The sequence below is a fragment of the Nocardioides sp. 31GB23 genome (assembly GCF_040012395.1).
Lineage (GTDB): Bacteria > Actinomycetota > Actinomycetes > Propionibacteriales > Nocardioidaceae > Nocardioides > Nocardioides salarius.
On the sequence record NZ_JBDYKJ010000048.1, the window covers coordinates 1 to 22,172 of the forward strand.

Here is a 22,172-nt window from a genome sequence, read left to right on the forward strand (position 1 = left end):
GAGTCGGCCGGCCGGCTGCGCGACCTCGCCGACCTGATCACCTCCGGCGCCGGCTGGCAAGCAGATGGCCCCGGGAGCAGAGCTCCGCGGGGCCATCGCTGACACGTGTCCTGGCTGGCTACCAAGCGTGCACTCGTAAGCTGTCTCGGAAGTCTTCCGTCGACAAGCGCCCTGTAGGAAGGGTAGGTCGCCGCGTGGGTACCCCTGGTCACGTGTACGTCTGTTGAGTTGGTACCCCCTTGTGTACGCCGATGTGGGCCACGACACAAGGGGTCGGCAGGAAAATGCAGCGGGTCAGTCGACCCGGCGCCGGCCCGCCCAGACGACCCCGCCCACGGCCATTGCGCCGCCCACGGCGAGCGCTGCCAGGGTCGGGCGCACCCGCACCCGGCCCCGCAGCGCCACCGGGCGCATGAAGACCAGCACCGGCCAGTCCCGCTCGGTGGCGGTGCGTCGCAGCTCCTTGTCGGGGTTGACGACGAAGGGGTGCCCGACGGCCTCGAGCATCGGCACGTCGGTGACCGAGTCGCTGTAGGCGTAGCAGGTCTCGAGGTCGTAGCCGCGCCGCTCGGCCAGCTCGCGGATCTCCACTGCCTTCTGCTCGGCGTAGACGTAGGTCGCGATCTCGCCGGTGTAGCAGCCGTCCTCGACCTCCATGCGGGTCGCCACCACGGTGTCGGCGCCGAGCAGCTCACCGATCGGCTCGACGACCTCGGTGCCCGAGGCGGAGACGATGACGATGTCGCGGCCCGCGGCCCGGTGCTCCTCGATGAGCGCGACCGCCTCGTCGTAGACGATCGGGTCGACCACGTGGTGCAGGGTCTCGGCGACGATCTCGTTGACGGTCGCGACGTCCCAGCCCTTGCACAGCTGCGACATGAACTGGCGCAGCTTCTCCATCTGGTCGTGGTCGGCGCCCCCGACGAGGTAGAGGAACTGGGCGTACGCCGAGCGCAGCACGGCTCGCCGCGAGATCAGGCCCCCGGCCTGGAAGGGCTTGCTGAAGGCCAGCGTGCTCGACTTGGCGATGATCGTCTTGTCGAGGTCGAAGAAAGCCGCTGAGGCGGTCATGGGTCGAGCCTAGGGGGTGGCGGCGTCCCGGTCGGGACCCGCCGGTCCGGGCGGCCGGGCCGGGCCGCCTCGGCTGCACAGGGCACCGCTGCCGCGGCCCCGTCCACAGCCCGCGGCCGGGACGCCCGGCCGGGCGTCGTACGCCGGGCAGCGTGGCCCCATGAGCCCTCTGCGCAGCACCTCCTCCCTGACCGAAGCCGCCACGACCGGTGCCGCGGGCCCGAACGGGGGTCCGGCTGCCGGTCCCGAGCCCGAGCCGGCGCTGCTGGTCACCCGCGACCCCGACCTGCTCGACGAGGTCGGGCGTCTCGCGGCGGCCGCCGGGAGCGCCCTGGCCACCACCGGGGAGCCGGCCCAGGCCCTGCGCCGCTGGTCGCGGACCCCGCTGGTGCTGCTCGGGGCCGACCTGGCCGGTGAGATGGCCGTGCTCGGCCCTCCACGCCGGGCCCGGGTGCACGTGGTCAGCACCCGCGTGGTCCCCGACGACCTGTTCCGTCTCGCGCTGGCGGTCGGGGCCGCGGACGTCTCCGACCTGCCGGCATCGGCCGGTTGGCTGACCGAGCTGCTCACCGACCTCGGCGAGGCGCGGGTGCGCCCGGCGCGGGTGGTGGGCGTGGTGGGCGGGTCCGGCGGCGCCGGCGCGACCACGCTGGCCTGCGCGCTGGGCCAGCGGGCCGCCGCTCGCGGCCCGACGCTGGTGGTCGACGCCGACGCGGCCGGGCCCGGGCTCGACCGGGTGCTGGGCCTCGACGGGCGCGACGGGGTGCGCTGGGACTCGCTGGGGCGCACCACCGGCCGGCTCAGCGCCCGCTCGCTGCGCGACGCGGTGCCCCGCGAGCGCGACCTGGGTGTGCTGACCTGGCCGCCCGGGGTGGCCGAGGTGCTGGCGCCCTTCGCGGTCCGCGAGGCGCTCTCGGCGGCCCGCCGCGGGCACGAGACGGTGGTGGTCGACCTGCCGCGGGTGCTCGGGCCGGTGGCCGAGGAGGTGGTCGCCCACTGCGACCTGGTCCTCGTCGTCGTGGTGCCGACGGTCCCCGGCCTGGCCTCCGCGGCCCGGGTCTGCGCCCGGCTCGGCGACCCCGGCCGCACCCGGCTGGTGGTGCGGGGCTCCGCCGACCCGACGCTGGTGCGCCGGACGGTCGGAGCGCCGGTGCTGGCCACCATGGGCGACCAGCGCGGCCTCGACGAGGCCGTCGACCTCGGGCGCGGCCCGGCCAGGTCGCCCCGCGGCGTGCTCGCGCGCACCGCCGCGGGGCTGCTCGACCGGCTCGAGGTCCTCGGTGAGGCGGCGTGAGCCAGCCGTCGGAGCCGGCCGGTGTCGCCGACCTGGTCGAGGCGGTCCGGGCCCACCTGGCGCGCGATCCGGGGCCGCTGACCCCGCACCGCGTGGCGACCGCCCTGCGGGCCGCCGGTCGCCCCGTCGGCGACACCACGGTGCTGGCCGTCCACGAGGCGCTGCGCCGCGACGTGCTGGGCGCCGGCCCGCTCGAGCCGCTGCTGCGCCGCCCCGGCGTCACCGACGTGCTGGTCAACGGGCCCGCGCAGGTCGTGCTCGACCGTGGGCAGGGCCTCGAGCCGACCGGGGTGGTCTTCCCCGACGACGACGCGGTGCGACGCCTGGCCCAGCGGCTGGCGGCCGCCGCCGGGCGGCGCCTCGACGACGCGACGCCGTACGCCGACGTGCGGCTGCCCGACGGCACCCGCCTGCACGCGGTGCTGGCGCCGGTGGCGCGTCCGGGCACCTCCATCTCGCTGCGCGTGCCACCGACCCGCGCCATCCGTGTCGACGACCTGGTGGCCGAGGGCTCCCTGCCGGCCGCGGGGGCCCGGCTGCTGCGGGCGGTCGTGGCCTCGCGCTGCGCCTTCCTGGTCACGGGAGGCACCGGCAGCGGCAAGACCACGCTGCTGGCCGGCCTGCTCGGGCTGGTCGACCCCGCCGAGCGGCTCGTGCTCGTCGAGGACTCCTCCGAGCTGCGCCCCGACCACCCCCACGTGGTGGGCCTCGAGGGCCGGCCCGCCAACATCGAGGGCGCCGGGGCCGTCGACGTGCGCACCCTGGTGCGCCAGGCGCTGCGGATGCGGCCCGACCGGCTGGTGGTCGGGGAGGTGCGGGGCGCCGAGGTCGTCGACCTGCTCGCGGCGCTCAACACCGGCCACGAGGGCGGCTGCGGCACCCTGCACGCCAACTCCGCCGCCGACGTGCCGGCGCGGGTCGAGGCACTGGCCCTGGCCGCCGGGCTCGACCGGGCCGCCACCCACAGCCAGCTCGCCTCGGGGGTGCACCTGGTGCTGCACCTGGCCCGGGGCCCCGACGGCGTACGCCGCATCCGCGAGGTGGCCGTGCCCGAGCGTGGCCGCGACGGGCTGGTGCGGATGCTGACCGCAGCCCGCCTCGACGCCGACCGGGTGCAGGACGGCCCGGGCGCCGACCGGCTCGCGGCCCTGCTCGAGCGGAGCCAGGCGTGAGCCGGCCGTGGTGAGCCAGGGCGTGCCGGGCATGGCGGCCCTGCTGGCCACGGTGTCGGCCGCGGGGGCGGCGGCGCTGCTGCTGCGCCCCTCGCCGGCCGCGTCCCGCGGGTGGGCCGCCGGCCGCCGGGGGCTGCTCGCCGTCGCGACCGGGGTGCTCGGGGTGCTGCTCGCGGTGCTGGTGACGGGGCTGGTGACGGGGCTGCTGCGGATCCTGGTGCCCGGTCTCGTGGCACTGGCAGCGGCGTGGGCCCTGCTCGGGCTGTCCCGGCGGCGCCGGCGCGACGTCCAGGCCCAGGAGCGCTCGGAGCGGGTGCGGGAGACCTGCGAGGCGCTGGCCGCCGAGCTCGCCGCCGGCCGGCCGCCCGGCGCGGCGCTCGACCGGGCCGCCGACGAGTGGGCGCTGCTGGCGCCCGTGGCCGAGGCCCACCGGGTCGGCGCCGACGTGCCGGCGGCCTGGCGGGCGGCCTCGGAGGTCGCCGGAGCCGGCGACCTGCGGTTGGTGGCGGCGGCCTGGCAGGTCGCCCACCGCACGGGTCACGGGCTGTCGCACGCCGTGGCGCGCGTCGCGGCCGACCTGAGGCGCGCCCGCGGCACCCGGCGGATCGTGGCCGGCGAGCTGGCCTCGGCGCGGGCGACCGCCCGGCTGGTGGCGGTGCTGCCGGTCGCGGCGCTGCTGATGGGCTCGGGAGCCGGTGGCGACCCGGTCGCGTTCCTGCTCGGCCACCCGGTGGGCCTGGCGTGCCTGGCCGGCGGGGTCGCGCTGGCGGTGGCGGGCCTGGCGTGGATCGAGGCGCTGGCCCGCGAGGCCGGGCGCGCGGCGTGAGCGCGCGGTGAGCCCCTGGGCGGTCGCGCTGGTGGCCGCGGCCTCGATCCTCCTCGCCCTGCCCCCGGCCCGCGGCAGGCCCGGCGTCGTGCCCGCCGGGTCCGCCACGGGTCGGCCGACCAGCGCCGACGGGTGGATGCGGCGCCACCGGCTGCTGCTGGCCGGGGCTGCCGCGGCGGTCGGCCCGACGCTCCTCGGTGGGGCCACCGGTGCCGTCGTGGGGCCAGTGGTGGCAGTGGTGGTCTGGGTGCTGGTCGGCCGGTCCGAGCCGCCGGCGGCGCGTCGTCGTCGCGAGCAGGTGCGGCGCGACCTGCCGCACCTGGTCGGGCTGCTGGCGGTGGCGCTGCGCTCGGGCGCGGCGCCCGGCGAGGCGGTCGCGGTCGCCTGCGCGGCGCTGCCGGGGCCGGCGGCCGAGCACCTGGTCGTGCTGACCTCGAGGCTGGGCCTGGGCGTCGACCCGGGCACCGTGTGGCGCGACGTGGCGCAGGACCCGCTGCTGGCCCCGTTGGGCAGGGCGCTGGCCAGGGCCCACACCAGCGGCTCGTCGGTCGTCGAGGCCGTCGAGGACCTCGCCGACGCGCTGGCCCGCGAGTCGCGTGCCGACGCCGAGGACCTGGCGCGTTCGGTAGGGGTGCGGGCCGCGGTGCCGCTGGGTGTGTGCCTGCTGCCCGCGTTCGTCCTGGTCGGCATCGTGCCCCTCGCGGCAGGGCTGATGCGCACGATCCTGTGAGCCGGCCGGCGGGCCAGCACCTCTCCACAGGGCCGTCCCCGGGCGCGGCCACCCACACACGGCGCGCGGCCGGCCCCGCGCCGGGCACCGCGGGCGGAGGCTCGACCCACCCGGCCGCGACCACGCGGCCCCGACGAGGAGGACCACCCGTGGCCCGACACGACCAGACCCCCACCCACCAGACCCGCACCGGCCCGACCCGCCGTGGTCGGCTCCGCCGCCGCACGGCGGCCGGCCGCGGCCAGGACGGCATCACCACGGCCGAGTACGCCGTCGGCACCGCGGCCGGCGCGGGCCTGGCCGGCCTGCTCTACACGATGCTCACCGGCGGGTTCGGTGACCAGCTGCTGACCACGTTGTTCGACCACGTGCTCGGCCTGCTGGGCATCGGGTGAGCCGCGGGTCGCGCCGCCGGCGCCGACCCCGCAGCGCGGCGGCGCGACTCGAGCGCGGTGCGGTGACCGCGGAGCTGGCGATGGTGCTGCCGCTGCTGCTCGCGGTCGTGGTGGCCATGACCTGGTTGCTCAGCGTGGGGCTGGCCCAGCTCCGCACGGTGGACGCGGCCCGCGAGACCGCCCGGGCGCTGGCCCGCGGTGACGACGAGTCGCGCGCGGTGGAGCTCGGGGCGCGGGTGGCGCCCGCCGGCAGCCGGGTCGCGGTCACCCGCACCGACGGCACCGTCGTGGTCACCGTGAGCGGCACCGTCACCGGTCCCGGCGGGCTCCTCGGCTCGCTGCCCGGCGCCGAGGTCTCGGCGACCGCGACCGCGCTGGAGGAGGCGCCGTGACGCTTCCACGGGGCTCACGGGGCTCACGGGGCCCACGGGGCGCGGCCACCGTGCTCGGGGTCGCGATGGCCGGTCTGCTCCTGCTGCTGGGCGTGGCCCTCGCCGAGCTGGGCGCCGTGGTGGTGGTGCACCGGCGTGCCCAGGCGGCCGCCGACCTGGCCGCCCTCGCGGGCGCGAGCACCCGCAGCGACCCGTGCGCGGCGGCCGAGCGGGTCGCCCGCGGCAACGGCGCCCAGCTGGTCTCGTGCACGCCCGAGGCCGCGGTTGCTCGGCCCGCGGTGCTGGTCACCGTGCGGGTCGACGCACCGCCCGGCCTCGACCGGGTGCTGGTGATCGAGGGCCACGCCCGGGCCGGCCCGGGGCCGTGAGCTGTCGCCTCAGTGCGAGGCGTCGTCCTGGTCGGGGCCCCGGCGGCGCTCGGCCTCGACGGCATCGAGCTTCTGCGAGAGCTCCTCGAGCTGCTTGTGCTCGCGGCGGGCCTGCAGCGAGCGCCGTGTGCCCGAGCGGACCAGCACCGCGCCCAGCAGCACCGCGAGGCCGGAGGCGAGCCCGAGCAGGAAGAGCGTCGGGGCGCCGACGTCGACCCCCAGCACCTGCACCATTCCCGCGGCGTTCTCGGCCGTCAGCACCCCCGCCAGGATCGTCACGACACCGGCGGCGAGCAGGATCAGACCCAGGACGACCATCCCCGGAGACTAGGCCATCGCCCCGGCGCGCTCCTGCGCCTCGGCGAGCAGCACCTCGAGCAGCCGTGCCGCTCCGGCCTTGTCGAGGGGGTTGTTCTGGTTGCCGCACTTGGGCGACTGGATGCAGGAGGGGCAGCCGGCCTCGCACTCGCACGAGACGATCGCCTCGCGGGTCGCGGTGAGCCAGGCGTGGGCGGTGCGGTAGCCGCGCTCGGCGAAGCCGGCCCCGCCCGGGTGGCCGTCGTGCACGAAGACCGTCAGCACCCCGGTGTCGGGGTGCCGCGCGGTGGAGACCCCTCCGATGTCCCACCGGTCGCAGGTCGCGAAGAGCGGCAGCAGCCCGATCGAGCAGTGCTCGGCCGCGTGCGCGGCCCCCGGCAGGTCGCCGGGGTCGAGCCCGGCGTCCTCGAGCACGTCGTCGGGCACGCTCCACCACACCGCGGTGGTGCGCAGCGTGCGCTCGGGCAGGTCCAGGGGCTCCTCGCCGACGACCTCGCCCCCGGGCTGGCGGCGCAGCAGGTAGGAGACGACCTGGTGGCTCACGGCCACCTCGCCCAGCGAGAGCCGGCACCGGCCCCAGTCGGTGTGCTCGCGCTCGGCGACGACGCTGATGTCGGTGACCTCGCGCGCCGAGGTGGTGTGGTCGGGCTCCGCGCGCTCGATGACGGCCACCGACTCCTCGAGGTCCAGCGACGTGACCAGGTAGGTCTCGCCCCGGTGCAGGTAGACCGCGCCGGGGTGGGCGGTGCCGTGGGCGCTGCCGGCGTCGACGGTGCCGACCACCCGCCCCGTGCCGGCCTCGACCAGCTGCACCGGTCGTCCGCCCGCGGAGCGGATGTCGGCCAGGTCGGCGGCGCGCCGACGGTCGGTCCAGAACCAGCCGTGGGAGCGCCGGCGCAGCAGCCCGGCCGCCACCAGCTGGTCGACGACGCCTCGCGCGGTCGGACCGAAGAGCGGCAGGTCGGCCTCGGTCAGCGCCTGCTCCTGGGCCGCGGCGCACAGGTGGGGCCCCAGCACGTAGGGGTTCGACTCGTCGAAGACGCTCGCCTCGACCGGTCGCCCGAAGAGCGCCTCGGGGTGGTGCACCAGGTAGGTGTCGAGCGGGTCGTCGCGCGCCACCAGCACCGCCGAGGCGTCGCGTGCGCCGCGCCCGGCGCGGCCGACCTGCTGCCACAGGGCCGCCCGGGTGCCGGGGAAGCCCGCCATCAGCACCGCGTCGAGGCCGCTGACGTCGATGCCGAGCTCGAGCGCGTTGGTGGCGGCCAGGCCCAGCAGGTCGCCGGCGCGCAGCTGCTGCTCGATCGCGCGCCGCTCCTCGGGCAGGTAGCCGCCGCGGTACGACGCGACCCGCCCGGCCAGCGCCGGGTCCACCTCCGCCAGCAGCGCCGCCGCGGTCATCGCCACCTGCTCGGCGCCGCGCCGCGAGCGCACGAAGGCCAGGGTGCGCACGCCCTCGACGACCAGGTCGGTCAGCAGGTCGGCGGTCTCCGACGACGCCGCGCGACGCACGGGCGCGCCGTTCTCGCCGGCGTACGACGTCAGGGGCGGCTCCCACAGGCCCAGCGCCACCGAGCCGCGTGGCGAGGCGTCGTCGGTGACGGCGTGCACGGGCAGCCCCGTGAGCCGCGTGGCGGTGGTGGCCGGCTCCGCGACCGTCGCGGAGGCCAGCACGAAGGTCGGCGACGAGCCGTGCGCGGCGCAGACCCGCTGCAGCCGGCGCAGCACCTGCGCGACGTGGGCGCCGAAGACGCCGCGGTAGTGGTGGCACTCGTCGACGACCACGTAGCGCAGCGTGCGCCAGAAGTGGTGCCAGTGCTCGTGGCCGGGCAGCAGGCTGCGGTGCAGCATGTCGGGGTTGGTCAGCACGTACTCGGCGTGGTCGCGCGCCCAGTCGCGCTGGTCGCGCCCCGAGTCGCCGTCGTGGGTGGTCGCCCGCAGGCCCAGGTCGAGGCCCCGCAACGAGGCCAGCTGGTCCTGGGCCAGGGCCTTGGTCGGTGCCAGGTAGAGCGTCGTGGCGCCGCGCTGGCCGCGTCGCCCGCGGGCACCCAGAAGGGTGGTCAGCGCGGGCAGCTGGAAGGCCAGCGACTTGCCCGAGGCGGTGCCGGTCGAGACCACCACGTGCCGCCCGGCGTACGCCGCCTCCGCGGCCTCGACCTGGTGCTCCCACGGCTGCGCCACCCCGCGCCGCCCGAGGGCCGCGACGACCCCGGGGTCGGCCCAGGCGGGCCACGGCGCCGGACGCCCCGATCGGGCCGGGAGCCGCTCCAGGTGCGTCAACCGGCCCTGCCGCGAGGGCAGCGCGGCCAGCCGCTCCACCGCGTCGCCGACGCCGGCGGGGGCCGCGCCACGGGAGGCGGTGGCCGCGGTGTCGGGAGCGTCGGTGGGCACCACCCGATGGTCGCAAACGGCACCGACAGGGCCGCGCCGGGAGCCGGTTCCGGGTGCCGCCAGGGGGTCGATCGAGGCCCTGCCGGCCGCGGGGACCGCGACACGATGTGGGACGCCCTCTTTACGTTGGTGTGCACCCGGCTGGCGCACGTGGTTTCATATGGCTGATCAAGTGCTCGGGACCGGGGGCGTCCCGCCGCCTCCGGGCGACACCGCAGCTGACAGGGAGTTACGACGTGGACCTCACCCTTGCCACACGCGATGCCGATGGCAAGACCATCGTTGCGGTCGGCGGGGAGATCGACGTCTACACCGCTCCCAAGCTGCGCGACAAGATCACCGAGCTGGTCGCTGCCGGCGTCTACGACATCGTCGTCGACATGGAGGCCGTCGAGTTCCTCGACTCCACCGGGCTGGGCGTGCTGGTCGGCGGGCTGAAGAAGGTCCGCGCCCACGACGGGTCGCTCGAGCTGGTCTGCACCCAGGACCGGCTGCTGAAGATCTTCCGGATCACCGGCCTCGCCAAGGTCTTCGTCATCCACGAGTCGGCCGACGCCGCGCTCGCGGGCGGCTGAGCCGACTCTCTCCGCCCCGGGCGCGCAGCCGTCCGTAGCGCCGCCGCCGGATCCGCGACCGCGCAGGGAGCGGGCCCCCGTGCCCGCGTGGTGCCCGTGCCCCGGCCCGTACGCGGGTGACCGGTCTGGTCGACACGCTGTGGCGCAGGTCACATCGGCGTGCCCTCGGGGGGTCGGGTCTGCGTAGAGTTCGCCTCGTTCCGTGAGACCTGGGTCACATCTGGTGATCCCGGCCCGCTCGACCGAGTCGCAGGAGGCAGCAGATGACGGGGTTCGTTCCCGCTGTCGTGTCCGTCACCGGTGGGGACCTCGTCCTGGTCATCGTCGTCGCACTGATCGCGCTCGGCGCGCTCGCGATGGCAGCGATGTTCAGGCAAGAGGTCCTCTCCGCCGCTGAGGGCACCGACAACATGAAGACCATCGCCCGAGCGGTCCAGGAAGGAGCCACCGCCTACCTGACCCGCCAGTTCCGCACCCTCGCCATCTTCGCGGGCATCGCGTTCTTCGCGCTGCTGCTGCTGCCGGCCGACGACGCCGTGGTGCGGATCTTCCGCTCCGTGGCCTTCCTGGGCGGCGCCGGCTTCTCGGCGGCCGTGGGCTACCTCGGCATGAACCTCGCGGTGCAGGCCAACCTGCGCGTGGCCGCGGCGGCCGAGTCGCAGGGGCGCGACCCCGCGATGCACATCGGCTTCCGCACCGGCGCCACCGTCGGCATGCTGACGGTCGGCCTGGGCCTGCTGGGCGCGAGCCTCGTGGTGATCTTCTTCCAGGACGACGCACCCAAGGTGCTCGAGGGCTTCGGCTTCGGCGCCGCCCTGCTGGCGATGTTCATGCGGGTCGGCGGCGGCATCTTCACCAAGGCCGCCGACGTGGGCGCCGACCTGGTCGGCAAGGTCGAGAACAACATCCCCGAGGACGACCCGCGCAACGCCGCCACCATCGCCGACAACGTCGGTGACAACGTCGGCGACTGCGCCGGCATGGCCGCCGACCTCTTCGAGTCCTACGCCGTCACCCTGGTCGCGGCGCTGATCCTCGGCTCGCAGGCCTTCGGCGACAAGGGCCTGGTCTACCCGCTGCTGATCCCCGCCATCGGCGCCCTGACCGCGGTGGCCGGCGTCTACCTGTGCCAGCCGCGGGCCGGCGAGAGCGGCCTGACCACGATCAACCGTGCGTTCTACATCTCGGCGGCCATCGGCGCCGTCGGCTCGGTGCTGCTGTCGTTCGTCTACCTGCCCGGCGAGTGGTCCGAGCTCGGGGTCGGGGTGGAGGCCGCGGTCAGCCCGCCGGTCTTCGCCTCGCTGTCGGTGGTGATCGGCATCGTCCTGGCCGCCGCCATCCTCTCGCTGACCGGCTACTACACCGGCACCGAGCACCGCCCGGTCCAGGACGTCGGCAAGACCTCCCTGACCGGCGCGGCGACCGTGATCCTCTCCGGCCTGGCCGTCGGCTTCGAGTCGGCGGTCTACACCGCCTTCGTCATCGGCGCGGCCGTCTTCGGTGCCGCGCTGATCGGCGGCGAGGTGGCGCTGTTCGCCGTCGCGCTGGCCGGCTGCGGCCTGCTCACGACCGTCGGCGTCATCGTCGCGATGGACACCTTCGGCCCGGTCTCCGACAACGCCCAGGGCATCGCGGAGATGTCCGGCGACGTCAGCCCGGAGGGCGCGCAGATCCTCACCGAGCTCGACGCGGTCGGCAACACCACCAAGGCCATCACCAAGGGCATCGCGATCGCCACGGCCGTGCTGGCCGCCAGCGCACTGTTCGCGTCGTACACGCAGGACGCCTTCGAGAAGTTCACCGAGGTCGCCAGCGAGGCCGACATCGCGCCGTTCTACGAGGGCTTCTGGGTCTTCGACGCCAAGGTCCTCGTCGGTGCGCTGCTCGGCGCCGGCGTGGTCTTCCTCTTCTCGGGCCTGGCGATCAACGCCGTGGGCCGGGCGGCGGGCGCGGTGGTCTACGAGGTGAGACGCCAGTTCCGCGAGATCCCCGGGATCATGGAGGGCACCGGTCGTCCCGAGTACGGCAAGGTCGTCGACATCGTCACCAAGGACTCGCTGCGCGAGCTGGCGACGCCGGGCATCCTGGCGATCCTGGCGCCGATCGCGGTCGGCTTCGGCCTCGGTGTGGCCCCGCTGGCCGGCTTCCTGGCCGGCGCGATCGCCACCGGCACCCTGATGGCGGTCTTCCTGGCCAACGCCGGTGGGGCCTGGGACAACGCCAAGAAGCTGGTCGAGGACGGCCACCACGGTGGCAAGGGCTCGCCGGCCCACGAGGCGACGGTCATCGGGGACACCGTCGGCGACCCCTTCAAGGACACCGCCGGGCCGGCCATCAACCCGTTGCTCAAGGTGATGAACCTGGTCTCGCTGCTGATCGTGGCCGCCATCGTCGAGATGTCCTACGGCGAGGGCGAGAACGACGTGCTGCGCATCTCGATCGCGCTGGTCGCGACCGCGGTGATCGCGGGCGCGGTCTACGTCTCCAAGCAGCGCTCGACGGTCATCGGCGACGACCAGCCGGCCCCGGCCGGCCCGTCGTCGCCCGGGTCCTCCGGCTCGACCGGGCCGTCCACGGCCTGAGGTGACACCACGAGGCCCCCGTCCGGACTCCGGGCGGGGGCCTCGTGCTGTGCAGCGGGGTGCGGGGCCGGTCAGCGGCGCACCCGCACGACGACCTTCCTGGCCTTCGACGCCACGGTGCTCGTGGAGCCGAGGTAGCGCACCCGCAGCACGTGCTTGCCGCGCTCGAGCTTGGCGATGCGGACCTTCTTGGTGCCCTTCGCGATCTTGACGACCCGGAGGCGCTTGGAGCCCTCGTCGATGCGGACCTTGCCGTCGGGGCTGGCGGCGCCGGCGTCGACGGTGATCCGCAGGACCGCCGCCCGGCCCTGGCGGATCTTCTTCTTCGCGGCCTTCGCGGTGGTGCTCGTGGCCGCCTTCGCGACCGGGAGGCCGGCGGTGGTGAAGACGCCCGGGGCGTAGGCGGTGCGGGTCGCGGTCAGCCGCAGCGACAGCTCGCGGCCCAGGTCGGCGGGCGTCACGACGTACGACGCCTGGGTGGCACCGCTGATCGGCCCGCCGTCGCGCAGCCACTGGTGGCCGAACGTGGGCGTCTCCCCGGTGCCCCAGGTGCCGGGCGTGGCGGTGAGGGTCCGGCCCAGCGCGGGGGTGCCGGTGACCCGCGGCTGCACGGTGGCGACGATCGCGTCGCCGAGGGTGGCGGTGAGCGTGGCGCTGTCGACGGTGGCGCTGGTCCAGCCCTCCTTGGTGCCGGTCACGGTCACGCTGATCACGCGACCCAGGTCGGCGGGGGTCAGCAGGTGGCTGGCGGTGGTGGCGCCGGTGATCGGGTCGCCGTCCCGCCGCCACTGGTAGGTCTGCTCGACGCCGTCGGTGTTCCAGGCGGGGTCGCCGACGGTGAGGGCCCTGCCGACCTTCGGGGTGCCCGAGAGCGCGGGCTGCGACGTCGAGCCCAGCTCCTGGGCCGGGGCGTCGGGGATGGGCAGGTGGTTGGTCAGCACGCTGACCAGGGGCAGGCCGGCGAGCAGGCCGGTGACCTGCGCGTGGATCGTGGTGCCGGCCTGGGCGAGCGTGGGCACGAAGGTCTGGCCGGTCGCCCCCGGGATCGCCGCGCCGTCGGAGAACCACTGGTAGGTCGTGCTGACGCCCGGCAGGCTCCACACGGGGTCGAGCACCAGCAGCAGCGACCCCACGCCGGGGATGCCGGTCAGCTGCGGCTCCTCGAGCACCTCGAGCGGGTCGGGGGTCTCCGCTCCGCCCCCACCACCGCCGCCACCGGCAGGGGAGAGGACCTGCACCACGCCGGTGAAGGCCTCGACGGGCAGCAGGCCCAGCACCCTGCCGGTCACCACGGCCTGCAGGTTGCCGCCCACGTCGTCGAGGGTCGGCAGGTAGGTGTCGCCCGTGGCGCCCGGGATCGCGACGCCGTCGCGCAGCCACTGGACCGACTCGGTGAGGGTGAGCAGGCCCAGCGGGTTCGGGAAGTCCCAGGTCGGGCGCTCGAGGTCGAGCAGCGTGCCGGGGGAGGCCGCACCCTCGAGGTGGCCCAGGATGCGCGCCGGGGTGAGGACCTCCAGCACGTCGACGAGGCCCGTGTCGGTGGCGGCGCTGGTGCCGGTGGCGGCGGTGGCGGGCGTCGGGCTCGCGGCGGTGGCCGGCGTGCTCGCCAGGCCCGTGCCCGAGGCGACGAGGGCGGTGGTCAAGGTCGTGGTCAGAGCGGCGCCGAGGGCGCGTCGGGCTCGGTACATGTGGGTTCCCTCCCCATGGTGGTCGCCGCGCCCCGGGCTCCCGACCGGTCGCGGAGGTGACCTGGGCAACGTAAAACGCGCTCGCCGCCCCCGTCCCGCGAACGCACAAGGTGTGCCCGATCGGCACGGTCACTAGGCTCGCGCAGGTGAGCGACCTCCCCCACCTGCTGCGCGACGCGCTGGTCCGTGCCGACTTCACCTACGACGCCGTGGCCGAGCTGCTGGGGCCGCGCGCCCACGACGCGCTGGCACGCAACGAGACGACCCCGGCGCTGCGGCGTACGGCGCAGGCGGGCGGGTCGCCGCTGGCCACGCTGGTGCGCCTCTTCCTCCTGCAGGTGCCGGTCGAGGCCGGCCAGGCCGAGGCGGCCCTGCCGGGGCTGGTGGACCGGATGTGCGTCGAGGGCCTGCTCGAGCAGTCGGTCGGCGAGGTCGCCGCCCGCCTCGACGTGCGGCCCTACGCCACCGAGCACGCCGGGCCCGCGGGCGTCGGCGGGGTGGTCACCGAGCACCTGTGGGTGGTCTCCGACCTGACCCCGGGCCTCGACGGAGCGCCGCAGCGGGTCGGCGCCGACCACGTGCTCGGCATCAGCCCGGCCTCGACGTCGCTGGCCCAGCTGACCCGTCGCGAGCCGGTCGGCCGGGCGCTCGACCTCGGCACCGGGTGCGGCGTCCAGGCGTTGCACCTGGCCCGCCACAGCGACAGCGTGGTCGCCACCGACGTCAACGCCCGCGCGCTGCGCCTGACCCGCTTCAACGCCCGGCTCAACGACGTCGCCGAGCGCGTCGACGTGCGCGACGGGTCGTTCTTCGAGCCCGTGGCCGGTGACCGCTTCGACCTGATCGCCACCAACCCTCCGTTCGTGATCTCGCCGGCCACCGGCGAGCGGCTGGTCTACCGCGACTCCGGGCTGCCCGGCGACCGGGTCGTCGAGGACATCGTGCGCACCGCGCCCGACCACCTGGCCCCCGGCGGCTGGTGCCAGGTGCTGGCCAACTGGGTAATCAGCGAGGACCAGCCGTGGGACGAGCGGCTCGGCGCGTGGCTGCGCGACGACGTCGACGCGCTGGTGGTCCAGCGCGAGGTGCTCGACCCGGCGTCGTACGTCGAGCTGTGGCTCAAGGACTCCGGCCACCACCCCTCGACCGGCTCGGCCACCGCGGCGGCCACCGCCGACTACCGGCGCCGCTACGACACCTGGCTGTCGTGGATGGAGGAGCAGCGCATCGAGGCCGTCGGCTTCGGCTGGGTCAACCTGCACCTGCGCGAGGACCGCGCGGCCACCCCCGCCCGCGAGCTGCTGTCGTGGCCCTACGAGGTCGAGCAGCCGATCGCGCCGGCGATCTCGGCGTGGGGTGCTGCCGCGCGGCTCGAGGTCGACGCCGGCACGCGGCTGGTGACCCGGCCCGACGTGCAGCAGGAGACGCTGGGCGCCCCCGGCGCCGAGGACCCCGAGACCATCGTGCTGCGCCAGCAGACCGGCCTGCGCCGTGCCCGCACCGCCGACACGGTCGTGGCCGCCCTGGTCGGTGCCTGCGACGGAGACCTCGAGGTCGGCCAGATCCTCGACGCCCTCGCCGAGCTGCTCGACCTCGACCCCACCGCCACCCGCGAGGACTACCTGCCGGTCGTGCGCGAGCTGGTCCGCGAGGGCTACCTCACCCCCGCCTGACCCGGCCCGAACTTCCCGCCGACCCGGCCCAAACTTCACACTGACCCGGCCCGAACTTCTCGCCGACCCGGCCCGGATCTCCGCCCGGGGTCAGGGCAGGGACAGCCGACCCTCGATCGGGTACGCCGACTGCTCGACCTCGCTGCCGAGGACGGCGTCGATCGTGACGTCGAGGGAGGGGACGTCGCCGCAGGTCGCTGCGTCGAAGCGCACCGAGCCGGTGGAGTCGGGGGCGCCGCTGACGATCTCGTTGGCCTGCCGTGCCGGGTCGGGGCTCGGCACGGCCGCGAAGTAGACGAACGTCCACTCTTCGGAACGGACGTTCTTCTTCTCCGCGCTCCCCTCGAAGGGCAGCACGTAGGTGCGGCCGGGCTCGACGTCGTCGACGAGGACAGAGATGTGCAGCAACGGCTCGAGGAGCACGTCGTCGGGGCCGGTCACCACCTCGGTGGAGGCGTCGAGGCGCTCACCCAGTCGACCGGCCGGCGAGCAGCTCAGCTCGACCGGGCCGAAGCTGAGCTCCTCGCCGTCGTCGCGGGTGACCACCACGGTGTTGGTCCCGCCCTGGCCGGCCGGGTCTGGTGCCCGCTCGGGCTCGCTGCCCCCGGTGGTCAGGGCGAGCCCGCCGATCGCGACCGAGGCCGCCAGCGCGCCGCCCGCGACGCGAACGGTCGTACGTCGGCGCCGGCGACGGGTGATCGCGGCGCCCAGAACGGGTCCGAGGTCGAGCGGAGCCGCCAGTGCCGAGGTCAGCCGGTCGTAGGCCCGCTCGAGCTCGTCGTCACGCCCGTCGGTGGTCTCGTGCAGGTCGGTGGGGCTCATCGCGGGGTCGCTTCCTGGGTGCTGGGACGGGTCGGGTCGGCGCGGTGGCGGGCCAGCTCGGCCTGGAGCCGCTCGGTGCCGCGGGACAGGTGGGCCTTGACGGTGCCCTCGGCGCAGCCCATCCGAGCCGCGATGCCGCGCACGTCGAGGTCCTCGACGTAGCGCAGCGCCAGCGCCGTGCACTGGCGGGGGCTGAGCATCGCCAACGCCTCGACGAGCCAGCCGTCGAGCTCGCCGACCAGCTCCACGCGGGCGTCCTCGCGGTGGTTCGCCGGCACCAGCACCTCACGGCGGAACCGCCGCAGCCTGTCGATGTTGAGCCGGGTCATCACGGTGCGGGCGTACGCCGCGGGCTCGTCGAAGCGGGTGCGGCCCCACCGCTCGCCCATCCGGACGAGGGTCTCCTGGGTGAGGTCCCAGGCGTCGTGGGGGTTGCCGGTCAGGGCGTGGGCGAGACCGAGCAACCCGGGGGTCTGTGCTCGCGCGAACTCCCCGAACTCCCCGAACTCCCCGAACTCCCCGAACTCCCCGAGGTCGCGGGTGGTGTGCGTGCTCATCCGGGTCCTCTGCTCGTAGGTGCTGACACCACCTTGACGACCGGCGGGCACGAAAGGTTGAGGCTGCGCGGCACGAGCTGTCGGTCCTGGCCGGGTGGGTGGGAAGAATGGGCCGGGTCGGCGTGAGATCTGGGCCGGGTCAGGGCGAAGTTCGGGCCGGGTGGGCGTCGCGGGCGGCCCAGGCGCGCTCGCGCAGGTGCAGCAGGCGAGCGCGGGTGGCGCCGGTGAGCAGGTCGGGGTGGCCCAGGTCGAGCAGGTCGGGCACGCCCATCGGGCGGTGGTGCAGCGAGGCGAGGTGGCGGAAGCCGACCAGGCCCGCGCGCACCGTGGCGCCGTACGCCGACGGGGCGCCGCGCAGGTCGAGGTGGTCCTTGAGCGTGCCGACGCGCAGGTCGCCCGCGGGGTGCAGCAGCCCGTTGGCCTTGGCGACCGCCCAGGCGATCCCCCCGGCGCAGGCGGCCGCGCTGCTGGCGCGGCTGACGGCCTCGGGCTCGAGGCGCCACAGCGTCAGCAGCGCGGTGCGCAGCGCGGTGGCGACCTCGACGTCGAAGCAGCGCCCGGCCACCGAGTCCAGCAGCTCGGCGACGGCCTCGACCCGCTGGCGCTCGGCGCGGCTGGGGTAGTCGTCGGGCAGGTCGGGCGACTCGCCCAGCGGCGCGGCGTCGAGGGCGGCCAGCGCGGCCTCGCCGCCGACCCGGTCGGCGAGCCAGTCGAGCACGTGCTGCCAGCGCGGCGTCGGCGGTGGCGGGGGCGGCTGGCGCTCCTCGCGGTCGCGGCGGGCCGCGAAGGCCGCCCACGCCGTGCCCGTCACCGGGCGGGTCGAGTGGGAGACCAGGCGGCCGTCGAGGAAGACCAGCTCGGTGAGCCGGTCCTCGACCGGGCCGTCCGAGCGCGCCGCCTCCTCCCAGGGCTCGTCGAACCAGGGCCCGTCGAACCGGGGCCCGTCGAACCGGGGCCCGTCGAACCGGGGCCCGTCGAACCGCGCGTCGTCGAAGGATGGCTCGTCGAGGTACCGGTCGTCGTAGCGGGGACGCCGGCGCGGGGCGCCGTAGAGGTCGGTCACGGGGAACTCCTGGAGGTCGCGGCGGGAGGTGGGGGGACGAGGCTGGCACGTCGCCGGCCGCGTCGAGCCGGTCCTCCACAGGCGCCGCGGCCCGAGGTGCCGGCAAGGCCCCTGACCTGCGCAAAGCGTCCGCGGCCACGCCGCAGCAGCGGCGTACGCCGCCGCACGCGCTACCGTGACGGCCGGCGGGACCCTCGGGGGTCGTGCCTCGGCCAGCACCCGGGGCACCGCACGGAGCAACGCCGTCCCTCCCCACACCTCTCGAAGGAATGACACACGCAGTGGCACACAAGTTGGTGATCGTCGAGTCCCCGGCGAAGGCCCGCACCATCGGCGGGTACCTCGGCCAGGGCTACGTCGTCGAGTCCTCCATCGGCCACATCCGCGACCTCCCGCAGTCGGCCGCGGACACCCCGGCCAAGATCAAGGACAAGCCGTGGGGCCGCCTGGCCGTCGACGTCGACAACGGCTTCGAGCCCTACTACGTGGTGCCGCGCGACAAGAAGAGCCACATCACCAAGCTCAAGGGCCTGCTCAAGGACGCCGACGAGCTCTACCTCGCCACCGATGAGGACCGCGAGGGCGAGGCCATCGCGTGGCACCTCCTCGACGAGCTGAAGCCCAAGAACATCCCGGTGCACCGGATGGTCTTCCACGAGATCACCAAGTCGGCGATCCAGGCCGCCGTGGACAACCCGCGCACCATCAACGACGACCTCGTCGAGGCCCAGGAGGCGCGCCGCATCCTCGACCGCCTCTACGGCTACGAGGTCTCCCCGGTGCTGTGGAAGAAGGTCATGTCGGGCCTGTCGGCCGGGCGCGTGCAGTCGGTGGCCACCCGCCTGGTCGTCGACAAGGAACGCGACCGGATGGCCTTCAAGATCGCCTCCTACTGGGACCTCGAGGGCACCTTCGACGCCGGCTCCAAGCACGAGCAGAGGATGTTCCCGGCGAAGGTCTACTCCGTCGACGAGCGCCGGGTCGCCCGCGGCTCCGACTTCACCTCCGAGGGCGTGCTCAAGTCCTCCGCAGAGAGCAAGGTCGTCCACCTCGACCGCACCCGCGCCGAGGCGCTGGTCGCCGGGCTGTCGGAGACCACCTTCGACGTCCGCTCGGTCGAGTCCAAGCCCTACCGCCGCTCGCCCTACGCGCCGTTCCGCACCACGACGCTGCAGCAGGAGGCCAGCCGCAAGCTCGGCATGGGCGCCAGCGTGACCATGTCGGTCGCGCAGCGCCTCTACGAGAACGGCTTCATCACCTACATGCGTACCGACTCCACGACCCTGTCGGGCACCGCGGTCAACGCGGCGCGCGCCCAGGTCCAGGAGCTGTACGGCGCGGAGTACCTGCCCGACGCCCCGCGCACCTACGCCTCGAAGGTCAAGAACGCCCAGGAGGCGCACGAGGCGATCCGGCCCGCCGGCGAGTCGTTCCGCACCCCCGCCCAGACCGGCCTCAAGGGCGAGCAGTTCCGCCTCTACGAGCTGATCTGGATGCGCACCGTCGCCTCGCAGATGAAGGACGCCGTCGGCCAGTCGGTCACGATCCGCCTCGGCGGAGCCGCCTCGGGCGGCGAGGACGTCGTCTTCTCGGCCAGCGGTCGCGTCATCACCTTCCACGGCTTCCTCAAGGCCTACGTCGAGGGCACCGACCACGGTGCGGCCTCCGACGACCAGGAGACCCGCCTGCCGCAGCTCGCCCAGGGCGACGCGGTCTCGGCGGCCTCGATCAGCGCCAACGGCCACGAGACCAAGCCGCCGGCGCGCTACACCGAGGCCACGCTGATCAAGGAGCTCGAGGAGCGCGAGATCGGCCGCCCCTCGACGTACGCCTCGATCATCGGCACGATCCTCAACCGCGGCTACGTCTACAAGAAGGGCACGGCCCTGGTGCCGGCCTGGCTGGCGTTCTCGGTGATCCGGCTGCTCGAGGAGCACTTCCCGCGCCAGATCTCCTACGAGTTCACGGCGCAGATGGAGGACGTGCTCGACGAGATCGCGGCCGGGCGCAAGCAGCGCAACACCGAGCTGGGCGAGTTCTACTACGGCAACGACGACCTCGTCGGGCTCAAGAAGCTCGTCGACGAGCTCGGCGACATCGACGCCCGTGAGCTGGCCACCTTCCCGGTGGGCGGCCCCGACTCGGGGGTCAACCTGCGGGTGGGCCGCTACGGCCCCTACCTCGAGGGCCCCGACGACGAGGGCAACCCGGTCGGCAAGCGCGCCAACGTGCCCGACGACCTGCCGCCCGACGAGCTGACGCTCGAGAAGGCCAAGGAGCTCTTCGCCAACCCCGCCGGCGAGGAGATCGAGCTCGGCGCGCACCCCGAGACCGGGCTGCGCGTGGTGGCCAAGAACGGGCGCTTCGGCCCCTACGTCACCGAGGACCTGCCCGAGGACGCCAAGAAGAGCGCCAAGCCCCGCACCGGCTCGCTCTTCAAGTCGATGTCGCTCGACACGATCACCCTCGACGACGCCGTCAAGCTGCTCTCGCTGCCCCGCGTGGTCGGCGAGGACCCCGAGACCGGCGACGAGATCACCGCCCAGAACGGCCGCTACGGCCCGTACCTGAAGAAGGGCACCGACTCGCGCTCGCTGACCAGCGAGGACCAGCTCTTCACGGTCACCCTCGAGGAGGCCCTGAAGATCTACTCCCAGCCCAAGCAGCGCGGGCGGGCCGCCGCGGCCCCGCCGCTCAAGGAGCTCGGCAACGACCCGGTCTCCGGGCAGCCGGTCGTGGTGAAGTCGGGCCGCTTCGGCGAGTACGTCACCGACGGCGAGTACAACGCCACCCTGCGCAAGGACGACACGGTCGAGGACCTCACCCTCGAGCGCGCCGCCGAGCTGCTCGAGGAGCGTCGCGCCCGCGGACCGGCCAAGAAGGCCGCGAAGAAGGGCGCCAAGAAGGCCCCGGCCAAGAAGACGGCGGCCAAGAAGGCCACCACCAAGAAGGCCGCCGCCAAGAAGACTACGAAGAAGGCCTCGGCCAAGAAGTCCTGAGGCCTCCGGCCCCCTGCAGGAGTCCCCGGCCGGCCGGGGACTCCTGCGCTTGTCAGGGGTTGCAACACCCACCAAGCGCAGGACTTCCCTGACAAGCGCGGCTCACCCGGACCCGTCGTACGCCGCCCGCTCGCCCACCGCGGGCCGGGCGGCGTACGCCGTCGGGGCGCCGTCGGTGGGCCTGCCTAGCCTGGGCCCGTGCCCCCGCCCACCGCAGCCGAGCGCCTGCTCCAGGTGCGCCGGATCTACCACGAGCCCGACATCGAGCGGTGGCCGCGCGCGCAGCAGGTGCTGGAGCGCTTCCCCGACGCGGAGCGGGTCGAGGTGGCCTCCCACCAGGACATCCCGGGCCTCTACGGCAACCCCGGCGGGGTGGAGCGGTGGGTGCGCACCAAGCGCGAGGTGCTGGTGCTGGGGGGGAAGCGCAGCCTGCAGGCGCGGCCCAACGGCCGCTCGGCCGACTTCATCGCCCCGTCCACCAGCAACGGCTGCGCGATGGCCTGCAGCTACTGCTACGTGCCGCGGCGCAAGGGCTTCGCCAACCCGGTCACGGTCTTCGTCAACATCGAGAGGATCGCGGGCTACCTGGCCCGCCACGCCGCGCGGCAGGGGCCCAAGGCCGAGCCCAACCAGTGCGACCCCGTCGACTGGGTCTACGACCTGGGCGAGAACGGCGACTGCTCGGCCGACGCGCTGGTCTCCGACAACGTGCGCGACCTCGTCGACCTCTTCGGCGACCTGCGCGGGGCCAAGGCCAGCTTCGCCACCAAACTGGTCAACCGCGACCTGCTCGACTGGGACCCGCGCGGCGGCACCCGGGTACGGTTCTCGTTGATGCCCGAGCCGCTGGCGCACCGGCTCGACCTGCGCACCTCGCGCATCGCCGAGCGGATCAAGGCGGTCGACGACTTCGTCGAGGCCGGCTACGAGGTGCACCTCAACTTCAGCCCCGTCGTGGTGCACGAGCAGTGGCTGGGCCAGTGGGCCGAGCTGTTCGAGCAGGTCGACGACGTGCTGGGGGAGCGGGCGAAGGCGCAGCTGGCCTGCGAGATCATCTTCCTGACCCACAACGAGCCGCTGCACGAGGTCAACCTCGGCTGGCACCCGCGCGGCGAGGAGCTGCTGTGGCGCCCGGACCTCCAGGAGCCCAAGACCAGCCACTCGGGGCAGGCCAACGTGCGCTAGCGCGCCCCCTGGAAGGCGCGGTGGCGCGACCAGCTCACCGACCTGCTGGCCGCGCGGATGCCCTACTGCCGGGT

At 74.8% G+C, this 22,172-nt stretch carries 19 protein-coding genes; 12 read left to right on the forward strand and 7 right to left on the reverse strand.

From position 1 onward, the window contains the following. Nucleotides 1-294: 294 nt before the first annotated feature. The gene (locus tag ABKW28_RS15285; RefSeq protein WP_348611197.1) at nt 295-1,071 is read right to left on the reverse strand and encodes an HAD family hydrolase; all 777 of its coding nucleotides are present in this window, start codon (nt 1,069-1,071) and stop codon (nt 295-297) included. A 160-nt stretch (nt 1,072-1,231) separates the two neighbouring features. Between ABKW28_RS15285 and ssd the strand changes: the two genes are divergently transcribed. From ssd to ABKW28_RS15320, 7 genes are all read left to right on the forward strand, one after another. After that, nucleotides 1,232-2,365: a septum site-determining protein Ssd gene (gene ssd, locus ABKW28_RS15290; RefSeq protein WP_193669654.1), complete on the forward strand. Its 1,134-nt coding sequence runs from the start codon at nt 1,232-1,234 to the stop codon at nt 2,363-2,365. Further along, the gene (locus ABKW28_RS15295; RefSeq protein WP_193669653.1) at nt 2,362-3,537 is read left to right on the forward strand and encodes a TadA family conjugal transfer-associated ATPase; all 1,176 of its coding nucleotides are present in this window, start codon (nt 2,362-2,364) and stop codon (nt 3,535-3,537) included. The genes ssd and ABKW28_RS15295 overlap by 4 nt, the downstream gene beginning before the upstream one ends. A gap of 10 nt (nt 3,538-3,547) precedes the next feature. After that, nucleotides 3,548-4,363, forward strand: a complete 816-nt coding sequence (locus ABKW28_RS15300; protein ID WP_348611199.1) for a type II secretion system F family protein — start codon at nt 3,548-3,550, stop codon at nt 4,361-4,363. A gap of 7 nt (nt 4,364-4,370) precedes the next feature. Then, nucleotides 4,371-5,093, forward strand: a complete 723-nt coding sequence (locus ABKW28_RS15305) for a type II secretion system F family protein (protein ID WP_348611202.1) — start codon at nt 4,371-4,373, stop codon at nt 5,091-5,093. A 149-nt stretch (nt 5,094-5,242) separates the two neighbouring features. After that, nucleotides 5,243-5,488, forward strand: a complete 246-nt coding sequence (locus ABKW28_RS15310) for a DUF4244 domain-containing protein (RefSeq protein WP_348611205.1) — start codon at nt 5,243-5,245, stop codon at nt 5,486-5,488. A gap of 62 nt (nt 5,489-5,550) precedes the next feature. Then, complete coding sequence (locus ABKW28_RS15315; RefSeq protein WP_307822883.1) at nt 5,551-5,880, forward strand: TadE family type IV pilus minor pilin; 330 nt, start codon at nt 5,551-5,553, stop codon at nt 5,878-5,880. Continuing rightward, a complete protein-coding gene (locus ABKW28_RS15320) occupies nt 5,877-6,248 on the forward strand; it encodes an Rv3654c family TadE-like protein (protein ID WP_348611207.1) in 372 nt (123 codons plus the stop codon). The genes ABKW28_RS15315 and ABKW28_RS15320 overlap by 4 nt, the downstream gene beginning before the upstream one ends. A 9-nt stretch (nt 6,249-6,257) precedes the next feature. Here ABKW28_RS15320 and ABKW28_RS15325 read toward each other — a convergent pair whose 3' ends face one another. Further along, on the reverse strand, nt 6,258-6,566 hold the full coding sequence (locus ABKW28_RS15325) for a hypothetical protein (RefSeq protein ID WP_348611210.1): 309 nt from the start codon (nt 6,564-6,566) through the stop codon (nt 6,258-6,260). A gap of 9 nt (nt 6,567-6,575) precedes the next feature. Continuing rightward, on the reverse strand, nt 6,576-8,954 hold the full coding sequence (locus ABKW28_RS15330; RefSeq protein ID WP_348611212.1) for a DEAD/DEAH box helicase: 2,379 nt from the start codon (nt 8,952-8,954) through the stop codon (nt 6,576-6,578). 236 nt (nt 8,955-9,190) lie between these two features. Between ABKW28_RS15330 and ABKW28_RS15335 the strand changes: the two genes are divergently transcribed. Together ABKW28_RS15335 and ABKW28_RS15340 are read left to right on the forward strand one after the other, a co-directional pair. Next, nucleotides 9,191-9,529: an anti-sigma factor antagonist gene (locus ABKW28_RS15335; protein ID WP_193669648.1), complete on the forward strand. Its 339-nt coding sequence runs from the start codon at nt 9,191-9,193 to the stop codon at nt 9,527-9,529. 263 nt (nt 9,530-9,792) lie between these two features. Then, nucleotides 9,793-12,111: a sodium-translocating pyrophosphatase gene (locus tag ABKW28_RS15340; RefSeq protein WP_193669647.1), complete on the forward strand. Its 2,319-nt coding sequence runs from the start codon at nt 9,793-9,795 to the stop codon at nt 12,109-12,111. A 71-nt stretch (nt 12,112-12,182) separates the two neighbouring features. On the opposite strand, the gene ABKW28_RS15345 is transcribed toward ABKW28_RS15340, so the two are convergent. Then, the gene (locus ABKW28_RS15345) at nt 12,183-13,799 is read right to left on the reverse strand and encodes a hypothetical protein (protein ID WP_348611215.1); all 1,617 of its coding nucleotides are present in this window, start codon (nt 13,797-13,799) and stop codon (nt 12,183-12,185) included. A 146-nt stretch (nt 13,800-13,945) separates the two neighbouring features. Between ABKW28_RS15345 and ABKW28_RS15350 the strand changes: the two genes are divergently transcribed. Next, nucleotides 13,946-15,472 (forward strand): methyltransferase, encoded by a 1,527-nt coding sequence (locus ABKW28_RS15350; protein ID WP_348611218.1) that lies wholly within the window; start codon nt 13,946-13,948, stop codon nt 15,470-15,472. Between the two features lie 90 nt (nt 15,473-15,562). Here the strand turns inward: ABKW28_RS15350 and ABKW28_RS15355 are convergent, their stop codons facing one another. The 3 genes from ABKW28_RS15355 to ABKW28_RS15365 form a co-directional block, all read right to left on the reverse strand. Further along, on the reverse strand, nt 15,563-16,294 hold the full coding sequence (locus tag ABKW28_RS15355; RefSeq protein ID WP_348611221.1) for a hypothetical protein: 732 nt from the start codon (nt 16,292-16,294) through the stop codon (nt 15,563-15,565). Continuing rightward, nucleotides 16,291-16,851 carry a sigma-70 family RNA polymerase sigma factor gene (locus ABKW28_RS15360; RefSeq protein ID WP_348611224.1) on the reverse strand — a complete coding sequence of 187 codons (561 nt, stop codon included), beginning with the start codon at nt 16,849-16,851 and terminating at the stop codon, nt 16,291-16,293. Before ABKW28_RS15360 ends, ABKW28_RS15355 begins: the two co-directional genes overlap by 4 nt. A gap of 139 nt (nt 16,852-16,990) precedes the next feature. After that, nucleotides 16,991-17,914, reverse strand: coding sequence for a hypothetical protein (locus ABKW28_RS15365; protein WP_348611227.1), 924 nt, complete (start codon nt 17,912-17,914; stop codon nt 16,991-16,993). A 281-nt stretch (nt 17,915-18,195) separates the two neighbouring features. On the opposite strand from ABKW28_RS15365, the gene topA reads away from it, so the two are divergent. Both topA and ABKW28_RS15375 read left to right on the forward strand, forming a co-directional pair. Next, nucleotides 18,196-20,913 carry a type I DNA topoisomerase gene (gene topA, locus ABKW28_RS15370; protein ID WP_348611230.1) on the forward strand — a complete coding sequence of 906 codons (2,718 nt, stop codon included), beginning with the start codon at nt 18,196-18,198 and terminating at the stop codon, nt 20,911-20,913. Nucleotides 20,914-21,111: 198 nt separating this feature from the next. Then, nucleotides 21,112-22,098, forward strand: coding sequence for a spore photoproduct lyase family protein (locus ABKW28_RS15375; protein ID WP_348611233.1), 987 nt, complete (start codon nt 21,112-21,114; stop codon nt 22,096-22,098). The last annotated feature ends 74 nt before the right edge of the window (nt 22,099-22,172 follow it).

Bases quoted from the DNA above. Each gene is read 5' to 3' on its own strand.
- ABKW28_RS15285 (WP_348611197.1), bottom strand. From the start codon at position 1,071: ATGACCGCCTCAGCGGCTTTCTTCGACCTCGACAAGACGATCATCGCC.
- ssd (WP_193669654.1), top strand. From the start codon at position 1,232: ATGAGCCCTCTGCGCAGCACCTCCTCCCTGACCGAAGCCGCCACGACC.
- ABKW28_RS15325 (WP_348611210.1), bottom strand. From the start codon at position 6,566: ATGGTCGTCCTGGGTCTGATCCTGCTCGCCGCCGGTGTCGTGACGATC.
- ABKW28_RS15340 (WP_193669647.1), top strand. From the start codon at position 9,793: ATGACGGGGTTCGTTCCCGCTGTCGTGTCCGTCACCGGTGGGGACCTC.
- ABKW28_RS15345 (WP_348611215.1), bottom strand. From the start codon at position 13,799: ATGTACCGAGCCCGACGCGCCCTCGGCGCCGCTCTGACCACGACCTTG.
- ABKW28_RS15355 (WP_348611221.1), bottom strand. From the start codon at position 16,294: ATGAGCCCCACCGACCTGCACGAGACCACCGACGGGCGTGACGACGAG.
- ABKW28_RS15360 (WP_348611224.1), bottom strand. From the start codon at position 16,851: ATGAGCACGCACACCACCCGCGACCTCGGGGAGTTCGGGGAGTTCGGG.